Origin of the sequence: Comamonas trifloxystrobinivorans, assembly GCF_043359985.1 — a bacterium.
Classification (GTDB): domain Bacteria; phylum Pseudomonadota; class Gammaproteobacteria; order Burkholderiales; family Burkholderiaceae_C; genus Comamonas; species Comamonas trifloxystrobinivorans.
Map to the genome: position 1 here is coordinate 214,168 of NZ_JBHZGV010000003.1, position 18,116 is coordinate 232,283.

At 60.8% G+C, this 18,116-nt stretch carries 12 protein-coding genes; 6 read left to right on the plus strand and 6 right to left on the minus strand.

Annotation, left to right across the window (positions count from 1 at the left end; all coding sequences use genetic code 11):
• The first annotated feature begins 193 nt into the window (after positions 1-193).
• On the plus strand, positions 194-1,255 hold the full coding sequence (locus tag ACFIQF_RS04210; protein ID WP_393940375.1) for a serine/threonine protein kinase: 1,062 nt from the start codon (positions 194-196) through the stop codon (positions 1,253-1,255).
• A gap of 78 nt (positions 1,256-1,333) precedes the next feature.
• Here ACFIQF_RS04210 and ACFIQF_RS04215 read toward each other — a convergent pair whose 3' ends face one another.
• Together ACFIQF_RS04215 and ACFIQF_RS04220 are read right to left on the minus strand one after the other, a co-directional pair.
• The gene (locus ACFIQF_RS04215; protein WP_393940687.1) at positions 1,334-1,819 is read right to left on the minus strand and encodes a hypothetical protein; all 486 of its coding nucleotides are present in this window, start codon (positions 1,817-1,819) and stop codon (positions 1,334-1,336) included.
• An 89-nt stretch (positions 1,820-1,908) separates the two neighbouring features.
• Entirely contained in the window at positions 1,909-2,652 is a 744-nt protein-coding gene (locus tag ACFIQF_RS04220) for a TetR/AcrR family transcriptional regulator (RefSeq protein WP_393940378.1), read from the minus strand.
• 184 nt (positions 2,653-2,836) lie between these two features.
• Here ACFIQF_RS04220 and ACFIQF_RS04225 point away from each other — a divergent pair, with 184 nt between their 5' ends.
• Positions 2,837-4,003 carry an MFS transporter gene (locus ACFIQF_RS04225; protein WP_393940689.1) on the plus strand — a complete coding sequence of 389 codons (1,167 nt, stop codon included), beginning with the start codon at positions 2,837-2,839 and terminating at the stop codon, positions 4,001-4,003.
• 345 nt (positions 4,004-4,348) lie between these two features.
• Here the strand turns inward: ACFIQF_RS04225 and ACFIQF_RS04230 are convergent, their stop codons facing one another.
• The 4 genes from ACFIQF_RS04230 to htpG form a co-directional block, all read right to left on the minus strand.
• Positions 4,349-5,080 carry an exosortase H-associated membrane protein gene (locus ACFIQF_RS04230; protein WP_393940380.1) on the minus strand — a complete coding sequence of 244 codons (732 nt, stop codon included), beginning with the start codon at positions 5,078-5,080 and terminating at the stop codon, positions 4,349-4,351.
• A gap of 74 nt (positions 5,081-5,154) precedes the next feature.
• Entirely contained in the window at positions 5,155-5,709 is a 555-nt protein-coding gene (gene xrtH / locus ACFIQF_RS04235; protein WP_393940383.1) for an exosortase H, read from the minus strand.
• A 161-nt stretch (positions 5,710-5,870) separates the two neighbouring features.
• Positions 5,871-10,166, minus strand: a complete 4,296-nt coding sequence (locus ACFIQF_RS04240; protein ID WP_393940386.1) for a DUF11 domain-containing protein — start codon at positions 10,164-10,166, stop codon at positions 5,871-5,873.
• A gap of 724 nt (positions 10,167-10,890) precedes the next feature.
• Positions 10,891-12,837 carry a molecular chaperone HtpG gene (gene htpG / locus ACFIQF_RS04245; RefSeq protein WP_393940388.1) on the minus strand — a complete coding sequence of 649 codons (1,947 nt, stop codon included), beginning with the start codon at positions 12,835-12,837 and terminating at the stop codon, positions 10,891-10,893.
• Between the two features lie 444 nt (positions 12,838-13,281).
• Here htpG and ACFIQF_RS04250 point away from each other — a divergent pair, with 444 nt between their 5' ends.
• The 4 genes from ACFIQF_RS04250 (at position 13,282) to ACFIQF_RS04265 (ending at position 18,092) form a co-directional block, all read left to right on the plus strand.
• Positions 13,282-13,827 (plus strand): spore coat protein U domain-containing protein, encoded by a 546-nt coding sequence (locus ACFIQF_RS04250; protein WP_393940391.1) that lies wholly within the window; start codon positions 13,282-13,284, stop codon positions 13,825-13,827.
• Between the two features lie 41 nt (positions 13,828-13,868).
• Positions 13,869-14,651 carry a fimbrial biogenesis chaperone gene (locus ACFIQF_RS04255; protein ID WP_393940393.1) on the plus strand — a complete coding sequence of 261 codons (783 nt, stop codon included), beginning with the start codon at positions 13,869-13,871 and terminating at the stop codon, positions 14,649-14,651.
• Positions 14,652-14,727: 76 nt separating this feature from the next.
• Entirely contained in the window at positions 14,728-17,091 is a 2,364-nt protein-coding gene (locus ACFIQF_RS04260; protein ID WP_393940395.1) for a fimbria/pilus outer membrane usher protein, read from the plus strand.
• Positions 17,079-18,092: a Csu type fimbrial protein gene (locus tag ACFIQF_RS04265; protein ID WP_393940398.1), complete on the plus strand. Its 1,014-nt coding sequence runs from the start codon at positions 17,079-17,081 to the stop codon at positions 18,090-18,092. The genes ACFIQF_RS04260 and ACFIQF_RS04265 overlap by 13 nt, the downstream gene beginning before the upstream one ends.
• Positions 18,093-18,116: the final 24 nt, after the last annotated feature.

Genomic DNA, 18,116 nt, shown 5'->3' on the forward strand with positions numbered 1-18,116 from the left:
TCGCACCATTGTCCGCGCGGGCCAGCGGGAATGGCGGACTGAAAAGCCCGTGCAAGCCAGCTTGCAGCAGTGTCAAAAACCATAGCTGGCAAGACCCAGCAGGCAAGGAAAAAATTGGTATTTGAGCGCCAATCCCTTGCAGCCCAACTGAGATTGCAGGCGCGCCCGGCCACTCGGCGGACAATGGAAGGCTATGCAAGCCTTTGACCCTGCCGCCGAGCACGCACCCGACGCCCCTGCCCCCACGCACGCCTACGCTGCGCTCACGCCCGATGTGGTGCTGGACGCGCTCGCCTCGGTGGGCCTGTGGGGCGATGGCCGGCTCAACCCACTGGCCTCGTACGAGAACCGCGTCTACCAGGTGTGGCTGGAGGACGGCAGCCGCGTGGTGACCAAGTTCTACCGCCCCAAGCGCTGGAGCGATGCGCAGATTGCCGAGGAGCACACCTTCTCGCAACAGCTGGCCGATGCCGAGGTGCCCGTAGTGGCGCCGCTGCAGTTGGGCGGCAGCAGCCTGCACCACCACGCGGGGTTCAGCTTTTCCGTATCACCGTGGCGCGGCGGGCGCCAACCCGAGCTGGACGACTGGGAAGTGCTCGAATGGGTGGGCCGCTTTCTGGCGCGCATCCACACCGTGGGCGCAGCCCAGCCGTTTGTGGAGCGCCCAGCCATCAGCGTGCAAGATTTTGGCCAGGAGCCGCACGACTGGCTGATGCAGCACGGCGCCATTCCGCCCGCCCAGCGCACTGCCTGGAGCGATACCTGCATGCGCGCGCTCGACAAGATTCGCCGCATCGTTGACCCGGCCAACACCACCGGCCACTTTGCCGCTGGCGAGTACCGCAACCTGCGCCTGCACGGCGATTGCCACCCGGGCAACGTGCTGTGGGTGCCGCCCGACGAGGCTGGTGGCGGCCCGCATTTTGTCGACCTGGACGACGCCCGCACCGGTCCGGCCGTGCAGGATTTGTGGATGCTGCTCTCGGGCGACCGCGCGCAGCAGACCGCGCAGCTCTCCACGCTGATCGAGGGTTACGAGCAGTTCCGGCCTTTTGACCGGCGCGAGCTGGTGCTGATTGAGCCGCTGCGCACTTTGCGCCTCATCCACTACAGCGCCTGGCTGGCGCGCCGCTTTGACGACCCGATTTTCCCGATCCACTTTCCCTGGTTCGGCACCGAGGCCTATTGGCAAGAGCAGACCCAGCTGCTGCAAGCGCAGATCGAAGCCATGGACGAAGCGCCGCTGTACGTGTAGCTGCGCAGTGCAAGCAGCCAGCTCTGCAACAGATGCTGGCTGCAGCTGAACAGCTATAGCTTTAAGAGCAAGACTGTCTTAGCAAGCGTTGCGAAATTTGCAGTCTGGCACCTGCTGCCCATTGGCACCGCGCCACTGCACATCGCTCCCGCCAGCGGGCGCAGGCGATGCAGGGACAACCACGCCTTGCTGGGGCGTGCCGCTCGGTGCAGGCTGGGCACGTGCTGCATCGGCCGGCGAAGCCGCCGGGTCGTACAACACCGTGCCGGTACCTACGCCCACGCCCACATTTGCGCCACCTACCGAAGTGCCAACGCCCACGCCAGTGCTGCCGGTCACCTGGCCGCTTTGGTTCACACCTACGCCAACGCCTACCGGGCCAACGCCCGTGCCCACACCAGCGCTGACGCCGCCGCTGCCCACACCCACGCCCACCGAGAACGGGCCTACCGGCACGCCAACGCCGACATAGGGCGAGCAAGCGCTCAGCACCAGAGCGGCAGCGGCAAGCGCTGCAGCACGCCGCACGGACGGCAGTACAGACAGCTGCGTCTGCTGCTGCATCGGTGGGAAATCTCTCTTCTTGGCCATGGTTCGCTTCAGTCTTTCATTGCTTCAACCCAGCGCCCAATATAGCCGTGCGCAGCAATGACCTACGCCTTGCCAGGCGCCGCCACCGTGCGCACGCCAAACAAGCTGTCCAGCAGCAAGCCGGTGAGCTCGGCCACGTCGCAATCGGGCGCACCGCCACTGGCTGGCAGGCCGCTGCGCACCATACCCATCCAGAACGGGCTGCTCAGCAGCTGCGCACAGGCGGCAACGGATGGGGTTTGCAACTCGCCCTCGTTCACCGCCAGCTGCAACAAGCCGGTGACGTAGCGCTGCCAAGGGTCAAAGGCCATTTCTTTGTACAAGCGCGCCAGCTCGGGCTGCAGATGCGCCTCGCTCAGAATCAGCCGCGCCAGATCTCCGCGCTCGCTGTGCTCCAGCTCGTGCAAAGTGGGCAGCAGGCTGCGGCGCATCAGAGCATGCACGCTTTCGCCGGGCATGCGCGCCAGCGGGTGGTTGATGGCCGATTGGCGCAGCGCGTGCGCCACCACTCCGCGCAGCAGTTCGTCCTTGCTGGGGTAGTACAGGTAGAGCGTGCCCTTGGCCACCTGGGCACGCTGCGCGATCTGTGCCATGGTGGTTTTGGCGATGCCGTTTTGCACAAAAGCGGCCAGCGCCGCATGGGCAATCTGTTGCTGGGTGTTAGCGGTTTTTTCGGCGCTCGGGCCCCGGCTGCGGCGCTTGGGCGCGAGTAGTTGGGTCTGGCAGGCAGATGCGGCGCCAACCTCACGGGTGGGCGCGACGATGCCCGAGCTTGCGCCATGGGTTCCTTGCGCGGGCTGCGGCATGAATGCGATGTCCTTTATACAATTGGCAAATATGACCATTTGGTCATTTTTAGTCATTATAGGCAGCCTGAACAGCGCCTGCGGCCAGGGGAGTGGCTGCAGGCACAGCGTCCGCCCTTTTCTGCAGAATCTCTTTTTCATCATGAAATACCAATGGCCACCTTACGCATGGGTGTGCTTTTCCATGTGCGTCGGCGTCATGGGCACAGCCCTCGCCAGCCCGCTGTACCCGCTTTACCAGGCCGAATGGCATTTGCTGCCCAGCCACATCACCCAGGTGTTTGTGCTGTACATGGCGGCCGCACTCGGCAGCCTGATGCTGCTGGGCACCATCACCAGCCGCTATGGCTTTTTCAAGGTGCTGCGCGCCGGCGTGATTTTGATGATGCTGGGCGTGCTGCTGTCGGCCCTGTCATGGAACGTCTGGGCGTTTGGCGCCAGCCGCGTGCTGATCGGCCTGGCCTCAGGCACCATCACCACGGCCGCCTCCATTGGCCTGACCCAGCTCAACACCAGCGGCGACAGCCAACGCGCCGCAGCCACCACCAGCCTGACGATCGCTTTCGGCTTTGGCCTGGGGCCCATCGTCGGCGGCCTGGTGGCGCAATGGGCGCCCTACCCGCTGCGCACGGCTTACCTGCCTTCGCTGCTGCTGGGCGTGCTGGCGGTGTATTCGCTGTTTCAGGTGCGAATTCCGGCGCAACTGCTGCCGCCCAAACCCAGCACGCCTTTCACGCTGGCCCAGCTGACACCGCGCCTCACCTTCCCCGAGCGCTCCGTGCTGCGCCCTTATGCGCTGGCCTCCATGGGCGCGTTCTGCGCTTTCGGCATGTTCAGCCTGTTTGCTTCGCTGGCGCCCAGCTTCATGGAGAAGATGGTGCCTTGGCACGGCCCGGCCATCAGCGGCCCGTCGATCGGCCTGATTCTGTTCATGTCGGCCGCCGTGCAGTTCATGGCCAAGAGCTTCAAGACCAAGCAGGTGCTGATCACCGGCTATCTGTCGTTGGCCCTGTGCAATCTGCTGCTGATTGCCAACGTGTTTGCCGGCTCGGGTTTGCTGTTTTTGCTCTGCGTGCTGACCACCGCACTGGGCCACGGCCTGTGCAATCTGGGCGGTATCTCCGTGGTCAACAAGCTGGCCCGCGCCGACAACCGCGCCGGGCTGCTGGCCACCTACCTGGTGATTGGCTATGTTGGCACGATCTTGCCGATTCTGGGCATTGGCTGGCTGTCTGACCACATGGGCCTGTCGCGCGCCCTGCTGGTGTTTTGCGCGGTGTTTGCCACGCTGGCCGCAGCCCTGGCCTGGGCCACCTGGCACACGCAGCCAATCGCAGTCAGAAAGCCATAAAAGTTTCATTACGAGTTTCCGTGGAGTGCAAGTGTGATGGCGAAGCCTGCTGCATTCCAGTGCAAAGAGTCTTCGTTTTGGGGTGGAGATATGGCCGCGTATGCTTTGTTGCGGGGCCTTGCCGTACACGTGTACTGTCTGCGTCCGGGTGGCCGGCCCCGCCCGACGCCGCGCCTACGCGGCCATCTCACCATTGCGGTGAACTATTCCAGCGCCCGCTTCGCTGCAAGGCGATGCTGTTTGAATACCAGACAACCAAAGTCTTGCCTACTCCTCCTATCTGTGCATATCAAAAAGCCAGCGCTGCAAGGCAAGCGCTGGCTTTTTGAATGACGGTATCGCCGTTCAGCTGTTCTTGCGCGGCGGCAAGGTGATGCTGACGCTGTGCGAGATCTCAGCCCCGCTTTCTGCCGGGCGAATCACCTGCTCGGGCGGTGGCGGTGGTGGCGGCTTCACCACCGGTTTGGGCATCAGCTTGGGCTGGACGCTCTTTTTCCAGGCTTCCACCAGCACATCGTTGACGAACTGGCGATCCAGCCACAGCCACAGCAAAAACGGCACCAGCGTGGGCAGCACCAGACTGCCGAGCTGGAAGCCGTAGGCCAGCCCTTCGAGCTGGCCTTGCGATATTTTGAGCAAGCGCAAATCCAGGTTGGTGGCCAGCACCATCTGCATCAGCAAGCTGGTGGAGATGCTGAAAGCCTGGAAAGGCAGCAGCACGATATAACCCACAATGGCCCGCCAAACCCGCCCTTTGCGCCAGGCGGCCAGCAGCAAAGCCAGAAAAATGGGAAAGCCGTAGGCGTAGCGGCCCGGGTCGCCATCGATCGATATCTCCACCCAGCGGCCGCCAGTTTGTGCATTGGCCACGCCTACGTTGGTGTCGACCTCGATCTTGCCGGGCTCGATCTGCACCTGCTTGACCCAGCCCGAGGCCATGTCTTCCAGCCCGTATTTGGAGATGACAGCCACCGGATAGCTGATCCAGGGCGACAGCTTGGTCCAGACCGTGGTCAGCACGATGATGCCGACAAAGGCCAACAGAGCAAACCGCTGTATCGGGTTTAAGCGCTTCATCCCTCTTCCTGTTGTTGCTGCTGCCTAGTCTACAAAACAAAACCAGCAGCGCAAAGGCTGCTGGCGGGGCTCGCTCAGGCGGCGACCGGTTCGCCCGGGCCGCTGACCGTGCCCGAAGGCGGCGGGTTGTCCGAGCCCTCTTCGGCACGCTTGGAGCGTTGGCCGGCCCGCACCCAGACCAGCCAGACCACCAGCACGTCGAGCATGATGAGCGCTTGCCACAGGTATTCGTGGGCAAAGTTGAAGGCCGTCATGTTCCACTGGCCCAGGTAGAACAGGCTGATGACGCGCACCACATTGATCGCCTGCACCGCAAAAAAGCCCAGCACCATGCCGATCAACTTGTGACGCCAGCTCGACGGGAAGGCCAGAATGGCGGCGAACAGCACGATACAGGCCTCAACCCCATTGCAGCCGGCCTCGATGGAGACGCCAAAGTTGGTGGCATGGTTCCAGAGCACCTTGCCCTCGGCCACGGCCGATTTGTCGAACCAGGTCACCAAAAACGCGCAGATTTTGGCGAGCAAAGCCGTCCACGGCTCGACCAGGTGTTTTTGCACCCAATTGAGCATGTTGAGGCCAAACAGGCTGAGCTGAATGGCCAAGAAGACAAAGAAAAATCGAACCATGGTGAATGCCTGCTGTCTGCGCGATAGCGGTAAGAGCCAAATATAGCCCTGAAAGTTCGTCCAGGTGGTAATACACCTGTTAACAAGTTCTGATTACGGGGTGACAACCGGCATAAAAAAACCGCGCAACAGGTGCGCGGTTTTTGTGCAGAGTCTGCGGCTTAGCGTTGGCGACGCTGACGCATTGCCGCCACACCCAGGGCCAGGCTCAGCAAAGCCAGGCTGTAGGCGCCCAGGCTGGGCACCGGGGTGGGCTCAGGCGTGGGTTGTGGCTCAGGTTCCGGCTCCGGCTCCGGTTCGGGCTCCGGTTTTGGATCGGGCTTGGGCTCGGGCTCAGGCTCCAGCGGCGGCACGCCTTCACCAGGGCCTTCGTTGTCGCCTGGATCAGGCTTGGGCACGGTGGTGGTCACCTTGTCTTCGTCGTTCGTGGGATCGGTGTCACCGGGGGCTTTCACCTTGGCGCTGTTCACCAGCGTGGTGGGACCGGTCACATCCAGGCCGATGATGGCCGACACTTGGATCGCAGCGGTGGCGTTGGCGACCAGGTCGTCCAGCTCGCAGCTCAGCGTGCGCGTTGGCGCTGCAAACTGGCAGTTGCCGGTAGAAGATACATATTCCAGACCTTCTGGCAGAACATCGGTCACCACCGCACCCTTGCTGGTAGCCGGGCCGTGGTTAACCACCTTCAGCGTGTACACCAGTGTGTCACCCACAATCGCTTCAGCCTTGTCCACTTGCTTGGTCAAAGCCAGGTCCAAAGTAGCCACCGGCGTTTCTTCGGTGTCTTCGTTATTGGGCTCCACCGGGTCGCCAGGGCTGGTCAGCGTGGCCTTGTTGGCAATGCTGGTCTGGCCTTCGGCAATGGCTGTCACCTGCACCGTGAAGTCGAACGACACGGATTTACCGGCTTCCAGATCGGTCACCGTGCAGCTGAGCGTGCGGCTGGCCGCGTCGTAGCTGCAGCCTGCAGGCACATTGCCCACCAGCTCCAGACCTTCGGGCAGCACATCGGTCACTACCGCCTGGCCGTCTTTCAAGTGCAAAGGCGCAGCCTTGCCAGTCACGGGGTCGACACGGTTCGGATCTTCCTCGTTCTTCACCACCAGGCTGTAGCCAATGCTGTCGCCCTGGGAGATGCCGCCCACCGGCACGCTGGTGGCGGTTTTGGTGACGGACAGGTCGACATAGCGCAGCTTTTCAGCCTCTTCAGGCGAGATCTTGCTTGGGTCGTAGGTGGAAGTGCGGTCCTTCGCTTGGTTATTCAGCGCCTCACCGCCGGCATTCAAGCGCTCCACATCAGCAGACACCGTGGCAATGTGGTTGATGGTGCCGACTGGGCGCCCTTCCATCAAAGCAGTGGGGGTCATGGTGAACACGATGTCGACGGACTCGCCAACCGCCAGCCAAGGGAAGTCGCAAACCAGCTCGCGTGCCGTAGCTTCATCGGGCAGAACCTTGCAGTTTTTTGTGCTGAAGCGCTTGTCACCCTTCACCGCCACCAGTTGGTCAAAGCGGAACTCCGCTGTCGAGCCCTGTGCAGGGAACAGGTTCGTCATGTTCACACCCGTTGCATAGGATGCAGACTTGCCGCTGTTGGTCACCGTGATGGTGTATTGCGTGCTCTTCGTCAGCAGTGGCAAGCCATCTGCCGTATGGCGCATATTGATCAACACATCCACCTCAGGCAGGCTCAGCGGCACCTGCTTTTCAGCGTGGTTGTTGGTCAGATCGACCTCGGTCGTATCGGTGCTCACATCGACCTGGTTGTCCAAACTGGCTGGGTAGTTTTGCGAAGCAGAGCGCAGGCGGTAGAGCACATCCGTGCCGCTATTGGCACCAAATGCGCTGGACCATGTGCAAGTCATGGTGTTGTTGGCGGACGTGATCACCAGGCCATCTGCAAATGCTGCATTGCCACTCAGTTTGCATGTGCCATTGTTAATGGTTGGTGCATTGCCAACCCAAATAGCGCCCACGGGCAACTGGTCTACCAGTTTGACGTTTTCAGCCTTGGATGGGCCAACGTTGGTTGTAGACAGCGTATAGGTAATCGCTTGGCCTGCTGCAGCTTGAACAGGGTCCGCCTTCTTTTCCACCTTCAGATCCGTCAAGGCGCTCAAGATGATGTCGGCAAAGTCCTCGTTATTGTCTTTATTGACCTCGGCCGTGTCAGGAGACTGAACCTTGGCAGTATTCCTGATGGTATTGGTCATATCCCCAGCGCTCTTGGCATCGACGTACTGGAAAGCGCGAATAACCACCTTGTACTCGTCAGAGTCACTCACAGGCATTTGCGAGAACGTACACGTCACGTTCGCAGAATTGCGCGTACTCGCCCCATTGATCTTGCAAGCACCAGGAATCTCTTCCTTTTCCCCAGGCTTATAGGCATGCGCTTGGATATAACGCTTCACATTGGCTGAAGTGTTCGCCTCTTCTGCATAGGCTTTCACCCCTGCTGCATCAGCTACCGCATTGGTGATCAGATTTGTCACATCATCAGTCACGGTCACCGTTTTGGCGATCTGCGAAGCCGAGCCATCTTTGGGGCGCAGGTTCTGTACCACCAAGGTATAGACCACTTCGGCCCCCGAGGCGTTGCTAGCATAAGGTTTGCTACGCGGCATGACCTCGGCCGTCTTCCCAATGCGCAGGTCCGCAATTTTTTCGGACAAATTCACATCTGTCGATGGATTGGTGGTGATAACGGTGCTGTTGCCACGGCCATCCACACCCGTCAGGTTGGCTTTGTTCGTGATAGTGGCAAACGGAGTCGTGCTGTTAGCCAAATGCGGCTTGACTTTGATGCGCAGCACCGAGCTATTGGCCCCGGCACCCTTTTTGACCAACCCCTTGTTGTAGGTGCAAGTCAGCAATTGGCCCAAGGTGGCTTGTGCCAATGCATCATATTGGCCACCCGTGGCGGTACAACTCCAGTCCGGAGACGTCTGAGCATCCACGCCAACAAAAGCCAAGCGATCCACTAATTGGTCCGTGACAGTAATAGTTTGCCCAGGCAAAACCGCCACATACGAATCGTTGTTGGTGACCTTGATGTCGTAGTAATACTCCAAACCCGATTGCACCACCTTGAATTCGGAGCTCTTGGAGATACCCAGATCCACGGTATTTTTCACCGTCACAACAGCCGATGCCTGGTTATCGTCCTTGCTTTCTTCTGGCTCGTTCTCTGCAGAAACCGTGGCTGTGTTTTTGACGCTGGAGGCGGCGACACCGTCTGCAGCAGGCTTTTCAAATACGGGCTGCACCTTGACTTTGGCGTTGACCACCAGAGGCACAGTTTCGCTGTTGCTATTCAGTGAGCCAGAGTACGAGCACGACAGGTAGTTGGTGGCAACATCAGAGAGATCGCAATTCCAACCCGTTCCTGTGAACTGAACCGTTGCATCAGAGGTGTCGAACGCCAGATCAGCAGGCAAAGTATCTTCCAGCCCAATAATGCCTGGCTCGATCACACCAGCCGATCGTTGGGCAACGAAGGTGTACTTGACCGGCACATAACCTTGCGCATCTGCAGCCAGCAAATCCAGTGTCCCGGGCTGAGCAGACTTCGTCAAAGTCATGTTCATTTCCAGATTAGGTTTCACCTTAATCGTGGTTGAGCTCGTATTGTTTTCAGGATCCGCATCCAGCAGCACGGTCTCTCCCACTTGGGTGCTCACCGTGGCGGTTGCCGCTATATCCCCTTCTTCCAAATCAACCCGCATGGGGATGTAGATGGTCGTACCCAGTGCTTGGCCCACGGGCACATCGGCGGTGGCGGTATAGGTACAGTCCAGGCCATCAACCGGCGGAGTGCCATTTTTAGCAGGCTCGCAACGCCAACCTGGGCCGACGATCTCGTTGCCTGTGAAAGTACCATTTGCAGGCTTTGCGACCCATAACTTGGCGGTATCACCTTTTTTGAGCGGATACGAATAGGCCGATGCCGCATTGCTCACATCCACCGCGTAGTAGATGGTCGAGCTTTGCTTTGCAGTGGTGATGGTGGCCGCGCCAGGCTTTGCTTCCCCGACGGCTTTGATCTGGACTTTCAGGTCAGCGCTTTCATACGCGGTAACGGTGCGGGAGATGTTGGAGTGGTTGGGCTCTTCCCATTTGTCATCCGGGTCCACATTGTCTGGCGACTCTGCGGAGGCCTTGGCCGTCCAGTCCGTACCAGCCGTTGGGAAGATGACGCGGAAATCGACATTGACGACATCCGGGGTGACCTGGTCAATCGTGCACTGGATCTTTTGACCCGCAACAATCAAATCGCCTTCTTTCAGCGACGTTGCATCGCACTGGACTCCCGATGGCAATTGGCCCAGGCCCTTGAAGATGGCGCCTGCTGGCAGCTCTTGGGTCAGGTTGACATTGGTGACAACACCGGTGCCGCCATTGAGCTGAACCTTCGCACGGTAAACCAGCTCACCGCCTACGGGGGTATCGACCACGCCAGAGTCCGCCCCCAGCTTGGCTGGAAATGCGTCATGGTTGACCAAGATATCCAGATTGGTGGTGGCGGCGCTCGCCAGGACGGGGAAACACCCTGCCGCCAGCACACCTATCGCCCGCCAACGCAGCCCTGATAGAGATGCAGCAGCAGGGATTCGCTTGAATTGACTCACTCTCGCTCCTTGTGCACTAAAAAGAGAAAAGCAAAAGCTCCGCCCAGACCTGTTTCAAAGGTCTTGGCGAATTGCTGTTTCAGTGGAGTAAGCGGCGGGAATCGCTCTCAGCGACGAGTTACGTGTACAGAGGACACCCGTACCGCAGCCCTAATGGGACAAACCCTAGGGCATAAAATGAATCCGAATGTATCACTAGTAATTGCACACTTTGGTCAAATTTCAGTGATTCTGCTTATTGGTTTCTATCGCAACATACCAACAAACAATCAATGCCAGCCTATAGCTATTGCTCATGAATTTGATTTTTATAGATATTTCCATGCGCAACCAAGCTGACGGCAGTCTTACGCTATCCGCTTTGGATAGACAGTGTTTTATTTTAATTATTTACCTTTATTAATTTTAAATATTTCAAACAAATAACAGATTTGTTCTCTGCAACAGCTTTGGCGGCCACTTGTGCAGCGCCCGGCTTCGGTGGCCGCAGGCGTAAAAAAACCCAGGCCCTTGCGGGACCTGGGTTGGTTTTTGGCTTGGAGAAGGCCGCTCAGGCGAGCAGTGCGTTCACCCGCTTCACGTAGGCAGCAGGGTCTTCGGGCAGGCCGCCTTCGGCGAGCACGGCCTGGTCGAACACGATGTTGGCCAGATCGTGGAAATGCACGCTGCCGTCGAGCTTTTTGATCAGCGGGTGCTCGGGATTCACTTCCAGCACCGGCTTGGATTCAGGCGCAGCCTGGCCGGCTTGCTTGAGCAGGCGCGCCAGCTGCAGGCTCATGCCACCGTCGCTCACCACCAGGCAGGCGGGCGAATCCACCAGGCGGCTGGTGGCGCGCACGTCGTCAGCCTTGTCCTTGAGCGCTTCCTTGAGCTTGGCAAGCATGGGCTTGAAGGCTTCGGCCGCTTCTTCGGCCGCTTTCTTCTCTTCCTCGTTTTGCAGCTTGCCCAGGTCGACCGCACCCTTGGCCACCGATTGCAGCGGCGTGCCGTCAAAGTCTTGCAGGTAGTTCAGCGCCCACTCGTCGACCCGGTCGGTCATCAGCAGCACCTCGATGCCCTTTTTCTTGAAGACTTCGAGCTGCGGGCTGTTCTTGGCGGCGGCCAGCGTGTCGGCGGTGATGTAGTAGATGGCCTCCTGGCCTTCCTTCATGCGCGCCTTGTAATCAGCCAGCGAGGTGTTGAGGCCGTCGCTCGTGGTCGAGGCAAAGCGCAGCAGCTTGGCAATGCGCTCCTTGTTGCCCATGTCCTCGCCCAGGCCTTCTTTGAGCACCGCGCCAAACTCGCTGTAGAACTGGCTGTACTTGCCTTCCTTGGCCTTGTCTTCTTCGCTGACCACATCGGTCACGCCTTCGGCATCGGCCGTGGCCTCGTGCTTGTCGTGCTTGGCCAGGTCTTCCAGCATGGAGAGCACGCGCTTGGTCGAGCCGTCGCGGATCAGGCGCACGTCGCGGCTTTCCTGCAGCAGCTCGCGGCTCACGTTCAGCGGCAGGTCGGCCGAGTCGATCACGCCCTTCACAAAGCGCAGGTACTGGGGCATCAGCGCTTCGGCATCGTCCATGATGAAAACGCGCTTCACATACAGCTTGATGCCGGCGTGTTTGTCGCGCTGGTACAGATCAAAAGGTGCCTTGGCGGGAATGTAGAGCAGCTGCGTGTACTCGGTATTGCCTTCCACGCGGTTATGGCTCCAGGTCAGCGGGTCTTCATAGTCGTGGCTGATGGCTTTGTAGAACTCTTGGTACTGCTCGTCGCTGATGTCCTTCTTGGCGCGGGTCCACAAGGCGCTGGCCTTGTTCACGGTTTCCCATTCGCCAGTCTTCACCATCTCGCCGGGCTGGTCGTTCTCGCCGTCCTTCCACTCTTCCTTTTCCATCAGGATGGGCAGGCTGATGTGGTCGGAGTACTTGGCGATGACTTGCTTGAGCTTGTAGCCGTTGAGGAACTCCAGCGCATCGTCGCGCAGGTGCAGGATGACGCTGCTGCCGCGCTCTTCGCGCGTGATCTGCTCAATCTCGAAATCGCCCGTGCCACCGCTGATCCAGCGCACGCCTTCGCTGGCGGGCAGGCCGGCGCGGCGCGATTCGACCGTGATCTTGTCGGCCACGATGAAGCCCGAGTAAAAGCCCACACCGAACTGGCCGATCAGCTGCGAATCAGCCTTCTGATCACCGCTGAGCTTTTCCATGAAAGCCTTGGTGCCGCTCTTGGCGATGGTGCCCAGGTTGTCGATGGCTTCTTGCGCGCTCATGCCGATGCCGGTGTCGGTGATCGTCAGCGTCTTGGCGGCCTGGTCAAAGGACACGCGCACTTCCAGGTTTGGCTGGTCGCCGTACAGGCTGCTGTCGTTCAGCGCTTCAAAGCGTAGCTTGTCACAGGCGTCGGAGGCGTTGGAGATCAGCTCGCGCAGAAAAATCTCTTGGTTCGAATACAGCGAATGCGTGACCAGGTGCAGCAACTGCGCCACTTCGGCCTGGAAGCTATGGGTTTGTTTGCTCATGGATGAATGTCTCGTAATAACGGAAATCAACCAGACATATGGGCGCGGGCACGCCTGATTCAAGGGCAGCATCAAGCAAACCAGGAAGCACGCTGGATTTCTATAAATTCAATGTATAACAACAATTGTTTTTCGACATATTGATACGTATTTTTGGATGAGCTTATTCAACGAATAAGCTTCACGTTTCTTTACAGAAATCGGTATCTCCATTTGTCATCCACTCTGCGAAACTTAACGTTGTGTATCAACTTTAACGACTTGATTGATATTTGGCATACAAATGATTACAGCAGTAATTAAAGTTTAGTTACAACTTAATCACAAGCCAAGTCATTGATTTCATGGAGTTTGGTACCCGCCCGCAAGGGCAACACCCTGCCAGGCAGGCTCTGACGCGATAGCGGCTGGAGACGCATGGCGTTTACCACCAAGGAGAGTTCTATGTTTTTCCAACGTTTGTTCATCGCAGCAGCAGTTTCGGCCACCGCTCTGAGCGCTCAGGCAGCCCCAGTTCCCTACCAAACCGGTACGGCCACCGGCAACTTCAATGTCACACTGAGCGTCAAGGCCAAGTGCACCATCAGCACCACCACCATTGCCGACCTGGCACTGGGCACGCACGACACCACCGATACCGGCATCAACGGCACCACCAATTTCGACGTGCTGTGCACCAAGAAAACGCCTTTCAAGATTGGTCTGCGCCCCACCAATGTGACCAATGACACCGGTCTGGGCACCCTCAAGGGCCTGGCCACCGGCAATACTGACACCATCGCCTACCAGCTGCGCCAGGCCAGCGGTACCTCGGCTGCTGCTTGGGGCAACACCCTGGACACCAACACGGTGACCAACAGCGGCGCCACCAACACCAACGGCAGCACGGCCATCAACATCAAGGTGTTTGCCACGGTGGCAGACGGCGCACTGGCTGCCGTGCTGCCTGACGACTACAAGGACACCGTGCAAGTGACCGTCTGGTACTAAGCCAGCGGGCTCACACAGACAGCGCAAACAACAGGAAAAGCATGAGAGTCGATCGTTTAAAGGCCCAAAAGGCTTTGCTGGCGTCTGTTCTGTGGACCAGCCTGTACGCCAGCACCGCGCTGGCCGGCGGGCTGGAGGTGTCACCCACCTCTTTGCAACTCAATCCCCAGGCCAACTCCGAGGAGTTGTGGCTGAGCAACGTGGGCAACACGCCCATCAGCGCCCAGGTGCGCGTATTTGCCTGGAGCCAGAAGGAAGGCGCCGATTACCTGGCCGCCACCACGGCGCTCACCATCAGCCCGCCTCTGCTGCAAATGGCCCCCGGCGCCAGGCAGCTGGTGCGCGTGATCCGCAGCGGCCCGCCGCCGGCCGAAGGGCAGGAGCTGGCTTACCGCCTGATCATCGACGAACTGCCGGCGCTGGAAAAGCCCGCAGCTGCCGATGGCGCGCCCGCCGCACCCAGTAAGGCGCGCGCAGGCATCCAGCTGCAAATGCGCTATTCGCTGCCGGTTTTTGTGGGCAGCGCTCCCAATGGCGAAGAGAGCAAGCAACTGCGCTGGCAGCTGCACAAAACGCCGGAGCAATGGCAGTTCTCGGTGCACAACACCGGCACGGTGCGCGCACAAGTGGCAGACCTGGAGTTCCGCGACGCCCAAGGCGCACTGCACCCCGTGCAACCGGGCCTGCTCGGCTACGTGCTGCCCGGCAACCGCATGCAGTGGAGCGTGCCTGCGCCGCCCGTCGCCCTGAGCCAGACGATCAAAGGCTACGAAGCCATGATCAACCGCGTCAACCAGCCCATCCATGTCGAGCCGCAGCCCTGAACCTGAAAAACCGCGCCATCGACTGACCGCTGTTCAATGCTGGGCCGGCATCAGCCTTTGCTGCAGCGCATCGGCCATGGCCGCAGGCGCCGCTGCGCCAGCGTTTCGCGAATCCGATTTACCGCCCGCCTCCGCCCAACCGGCAGCGGCCAGCAGCGCCGCAGGCCTGCTGCTCTATTTGCCCACCACGCTGAACCACCGCGACCAGGGCTTGCAAGCCGCGCTCTGGCGCGGTGAGCAGTTGTGGCTGCAGCACCAAAGCCTGTTGGACTTGGGCTTTACCCCCACCGCACTGGCTGCGGCACGCGGCGGCGACGATGGCTGGGTGGCGCTGCAGTCGCTGCCCGAGATCGATCTGCAATACAACGCCGAAAAGCAAAACCTGCGCATGACCGTGCCGTTCAGCGCCTTGCACTGGGCCAGTACCGAGATCACGCCGCAGCAAGCGCAAGGCCAGCAAGCCAGTGCATCGCGCGGCTTGCTGCTCAATTACGAGCTGTATGGCTACGAGACCCGGCAGACCCGCTCGCTCAGCGCGCTGACCGAGCTGCGCTATTTTCAGCCCAATGCCGCATTCAGCAGCACGCAACTGGGCCAATGGCAGCGCACAAGCAATGACGCCGGCCCATCGGCCAGCGCATCGCCCAGCCGCTGGCACCAGGTGCGCATGGACACCAGCTTCAGCCAGGCTTTCCCCGACGAGATGCTCAGCCTGCGGCTGGGCGACAGCCTGACGGCGGCCACCTCGTGGTCGCGCAGCACCCGCATCGGCGGCCTGCAGTTCGGTCGCAATTTTGGCTTGCAGCCTTACCGCAACACCGCGCCCATTCCGGCGCTGATGGGCACCAGCGCGCTGCCCTCGGACATTGCCTTGTACATCAATGGCATCCAGCAGTACCGGGGCACGGTGCCGGCCGGCCCTTTCACGCTCAACACGCCCACCGGCATTACCGGCACGGGCCAGGCGCAGGTGGTGTTGACCGATGCGCTCGGCCGCGCCACCAACCTGCAATACAGCTTTTTTGGCACGCCCGACATGCTGGCCCAAGGCCTGAGCGACTGGTCGGCCGAGCTGGGCTGGGTGCGCAAAAACTACGGCCAAAAGTCCTTCGACTACAGCGCCGCCCCCATGCTCAGCGGCACCTGGCGCTACGGCATCAGCAACCAGCTCACGCTCGCCGCGCATGGCGAAGCCTCGCGCAAAGTCAGCAACGCGGGCCTGGGCGTGAACTGGGCGCCCGGCTCGCTGGGCGTTTTCTCTGTGGCAGCGGCCGGCAGCAGCCACAGCAGCGAGCGCGGGCACCTGCTGCAGTTGGCCCACCAGTGGAACAACAGCACCTGGGCCACCAGCCTGCAGGCCACCCGCGCCAGCAGCGCCTACCGCGACGTGGCCGGCTTGCAGGACAGCCAGCACATGCGCTCTTCCGGCCGCGCCATCGTCAGCTACAACCACCCCGGCCTGGGCAGCTTCAACCTCGGCGCGCTGTATCTGCGCAATTCGGACATGGCCGCCCAGCGCTACGCGATTGCCGGCTGGAGCCGCACGCTCGGGCCGCAGGGCAGCGTGGCGCTCAACCTCAACCACGATCTGGACGACCACAAAAAAAGCCAGCTGCAACTGACCTTCAACTGGTTCTTTGAACAGCGCATCAATGTGGGCAGCTCGCTGACCCGGCAAGACGGGCGCAGCACCGCCAACGTGTTTGCCAGCCAGTCGCGCGAGGGCGACCTGGGCTGGGGCTGGAGTGCCAATGCCCAAAGCGATGGCGCAGGCCAGGCCCGGCTCGATTACAGCGCACCCGGTTACGAGGCCAACGGCAGCATCTACCGCAACGCCAACAGCTCGACCAGCGTGGCAGCGGGCATCAACGGCAGCCTGGTCATGCTGGGCGGCCAGACCTTTGCCAGCCGCCGCATTGACGACAGCTTTGCCGTGGTCAGCTCCAACGGCATTCCCAACGTGCCGATCAAGCGCCAGAATTTGCTGATCGGCAGCACCAATGCCCAGGGTTATCTGCTGGTGCCGCGCCTGAACGCCTACCACAACAACAAACTGTCGATCGACACCGCCGCGCTCCCCGCCCAGCTGCGCCTGCCGCAGCCCGACCAGGTGGTAACGCCCACCGACCGAGCTGGCGTGCTGGTGCAGTTCGACATCGTCCCGCTGCAGGCGGCCAGCGTGCGCCTGGTCGATGGCAGCGGCCAGCCCTTGCCCGTCGGCAGCCTGGCCATAGCCCGCCCGGCCGAGGCTGGCGGCAAGCAGGCTCCGGCCACCAGCATCGTCGGCTACGACGGCATGGTGTATTTTGAAAACCTCAGCAGCCATGCCCGGCTCAGCGTGCAATTGCCCGACGGCAGCCGCTGCCAGGCCGTGCTGCACTGGGAAAAGCCGTCGGCCACGGAGATTCCCGTACTTGGGCCCCTCGCATGCACTCCTTGAACGCCTTGATCCGCCGCCACCCACTGCGCTCTTTGCTGGCTGCGTGCCTGCTGTGCCTGGGCTGCCTGGGCAGCAACAGTGCCCAGGCGCAGACCATCTCCTGCAGCGGCTTCAGCTTTTCCAACATCAACTTTGGCACATTTGTGCCGCTCGACGGTACAACGGCCACCACCACCGGGCAGCTCACGTTTCAGTGCCGCAACACGTCCGCCACCAGCGGCAATGTGACGCTGTGCTTTCACATCGGCACCGGGTCGGGCAGCGGCTCCAACTGGAACGCAAGAACCATCAATGGCGATGTGGAAGGCTCCCTCAAGTTCCAAATCTACACCTCGGGCAGCAGCGCCTGGGGCTCGCGCTGGGGCCCCGACGCGCCAGCCAGCGCCGTGCTGAATGTGCCCAGATTCTCCACCACCAGCGGCTCTGTCAGCTACACCGCCTCGGTACTGCCAGGGCAAGAGTCGCTCGTGCCACAGAGCTTTTCAGGCCAGTTCGACACCAACCATACCGAGATCACCGCCACGATCGGCTCGCAAAGCTGCAGCGGTGTGACCTCCGTCAGTGGCGTCTCGATCTCGACCAGCACCTTTCCCTTCTCCGTCAGCGCCGTGGCCCGCCCGCGCTGCGACACCCTGGTCACCAACAACCTGGTCTTCCCCGATGTGACCGGTTTTGACACAGCTGCCCAGACCAACAGCGCCTTGTCGCTGCGCTGCACCAACAAAACGCCGTACCGCATCAGCCTGCAACCGTCCAACGGCAACACGGCCGGACAAGGCATACTCAAAGGCAGCCTGAGCGGCAACACCGACACCGTCACTTACCAGCTGTACCGCGACGCCAGCTACAGCTCCCCTTGGGGCGCCACTGCCAGCACCAACACCTTCACCGGCACGGGCAACACCAACAGCCAGTCCATTCCCATCTACGGCAAAACCTCCAGTGCCAATGTGCTGCCCGACGATTACAGCGACCGCGTCACCGTCACCGTGAGCTACTGAAAACCCGTCGCTCGGGACAGGCAG

Excerpts from the sequence above, each read along its gene's own strand:
- ACFIQF_RS04210 (WP_393940375.1), top strand. The coding sequence starts at position 194 with ATGCAAGCCTTTGACCCTGCCGCCGAGCACGCACCCGACGCCCCTGCC.
- ACFIQF_RS04215 (WP_393940687.1), bottom strand. The coding sequence starts at position 1,819 with ATGCAGCAGCAGACGCAGCTGTCTGTACTGCCGTCCGTGCGGCGTGCT.
- ACFIQF_RS04220 (WP_393940378.1), bottom strand. The coding sequence starts at position 2,652 with ATGCCGCAGCCCGCGCAAGGAACCCATGGCGCAAGCTCGGGCATCGTC.
- ACFIQF_RS04225 (WP_393940689.1), top strand. The coding sequence starts at position 2,837 with ATGTGCGTCGGCGTCATGGGCACAGCCCTCGCCAGCCCGCTGTACCCG.
- ACFIQF_RS04230 (WP_393940380.1), bottom strand. The coding sequence starts at position 5,080 with ATGAAGCGCTTAAACCCGATACAGCGGTTTGCTCTGTTGGCCTTTGTC.
- xrtH (WP_393940383.1), bottom strand. The coding sequence starts at position 5,709 with ATGGTTCGATTTTTCTTTGTCTTCTTGGCCATTCAGCTCAGCCTGTTT.
- htpG (WP_393940388.1), bottom strand. The coding sequence starts at position 12,837 with ATGAGCAAACAAACCCATAGCTTCCAGGCCGAAGTGGCGCAGTTGCTG.
- ACFIQF_RS04250 (WP_393940391.1), top strand. The coding sequence starts at position 13,282 with ATGTTTTTCCAACGTTTGTTCATCGCAGCAGCAGTTTCGGCCACCGCT.
- ACFIQF_RS04255 (WP_393940393.1), top strand. The coding sequence starts at position 13,869 with ATGAGAGTCGATCGTTTAAAGGCCCAAAAGGCTTTGCTGGCGTCTGTT.
- ACFIQF_RS04260 (WP_393940395.1), top strand. The coding sequence starts at position 14,728 with ATGGCCGCAGGCGCCGCTGCGCCAGCGTTTCGCGAATCCGATTTACCG.
- ACFIQF_RS04265 (WP_393940398.1), top strand. The coding sequence starts at position 17,079 with ATGCACTCCTTGAACGCCTTGATCCGCCGCCACCCACTGCGCTCTTTG.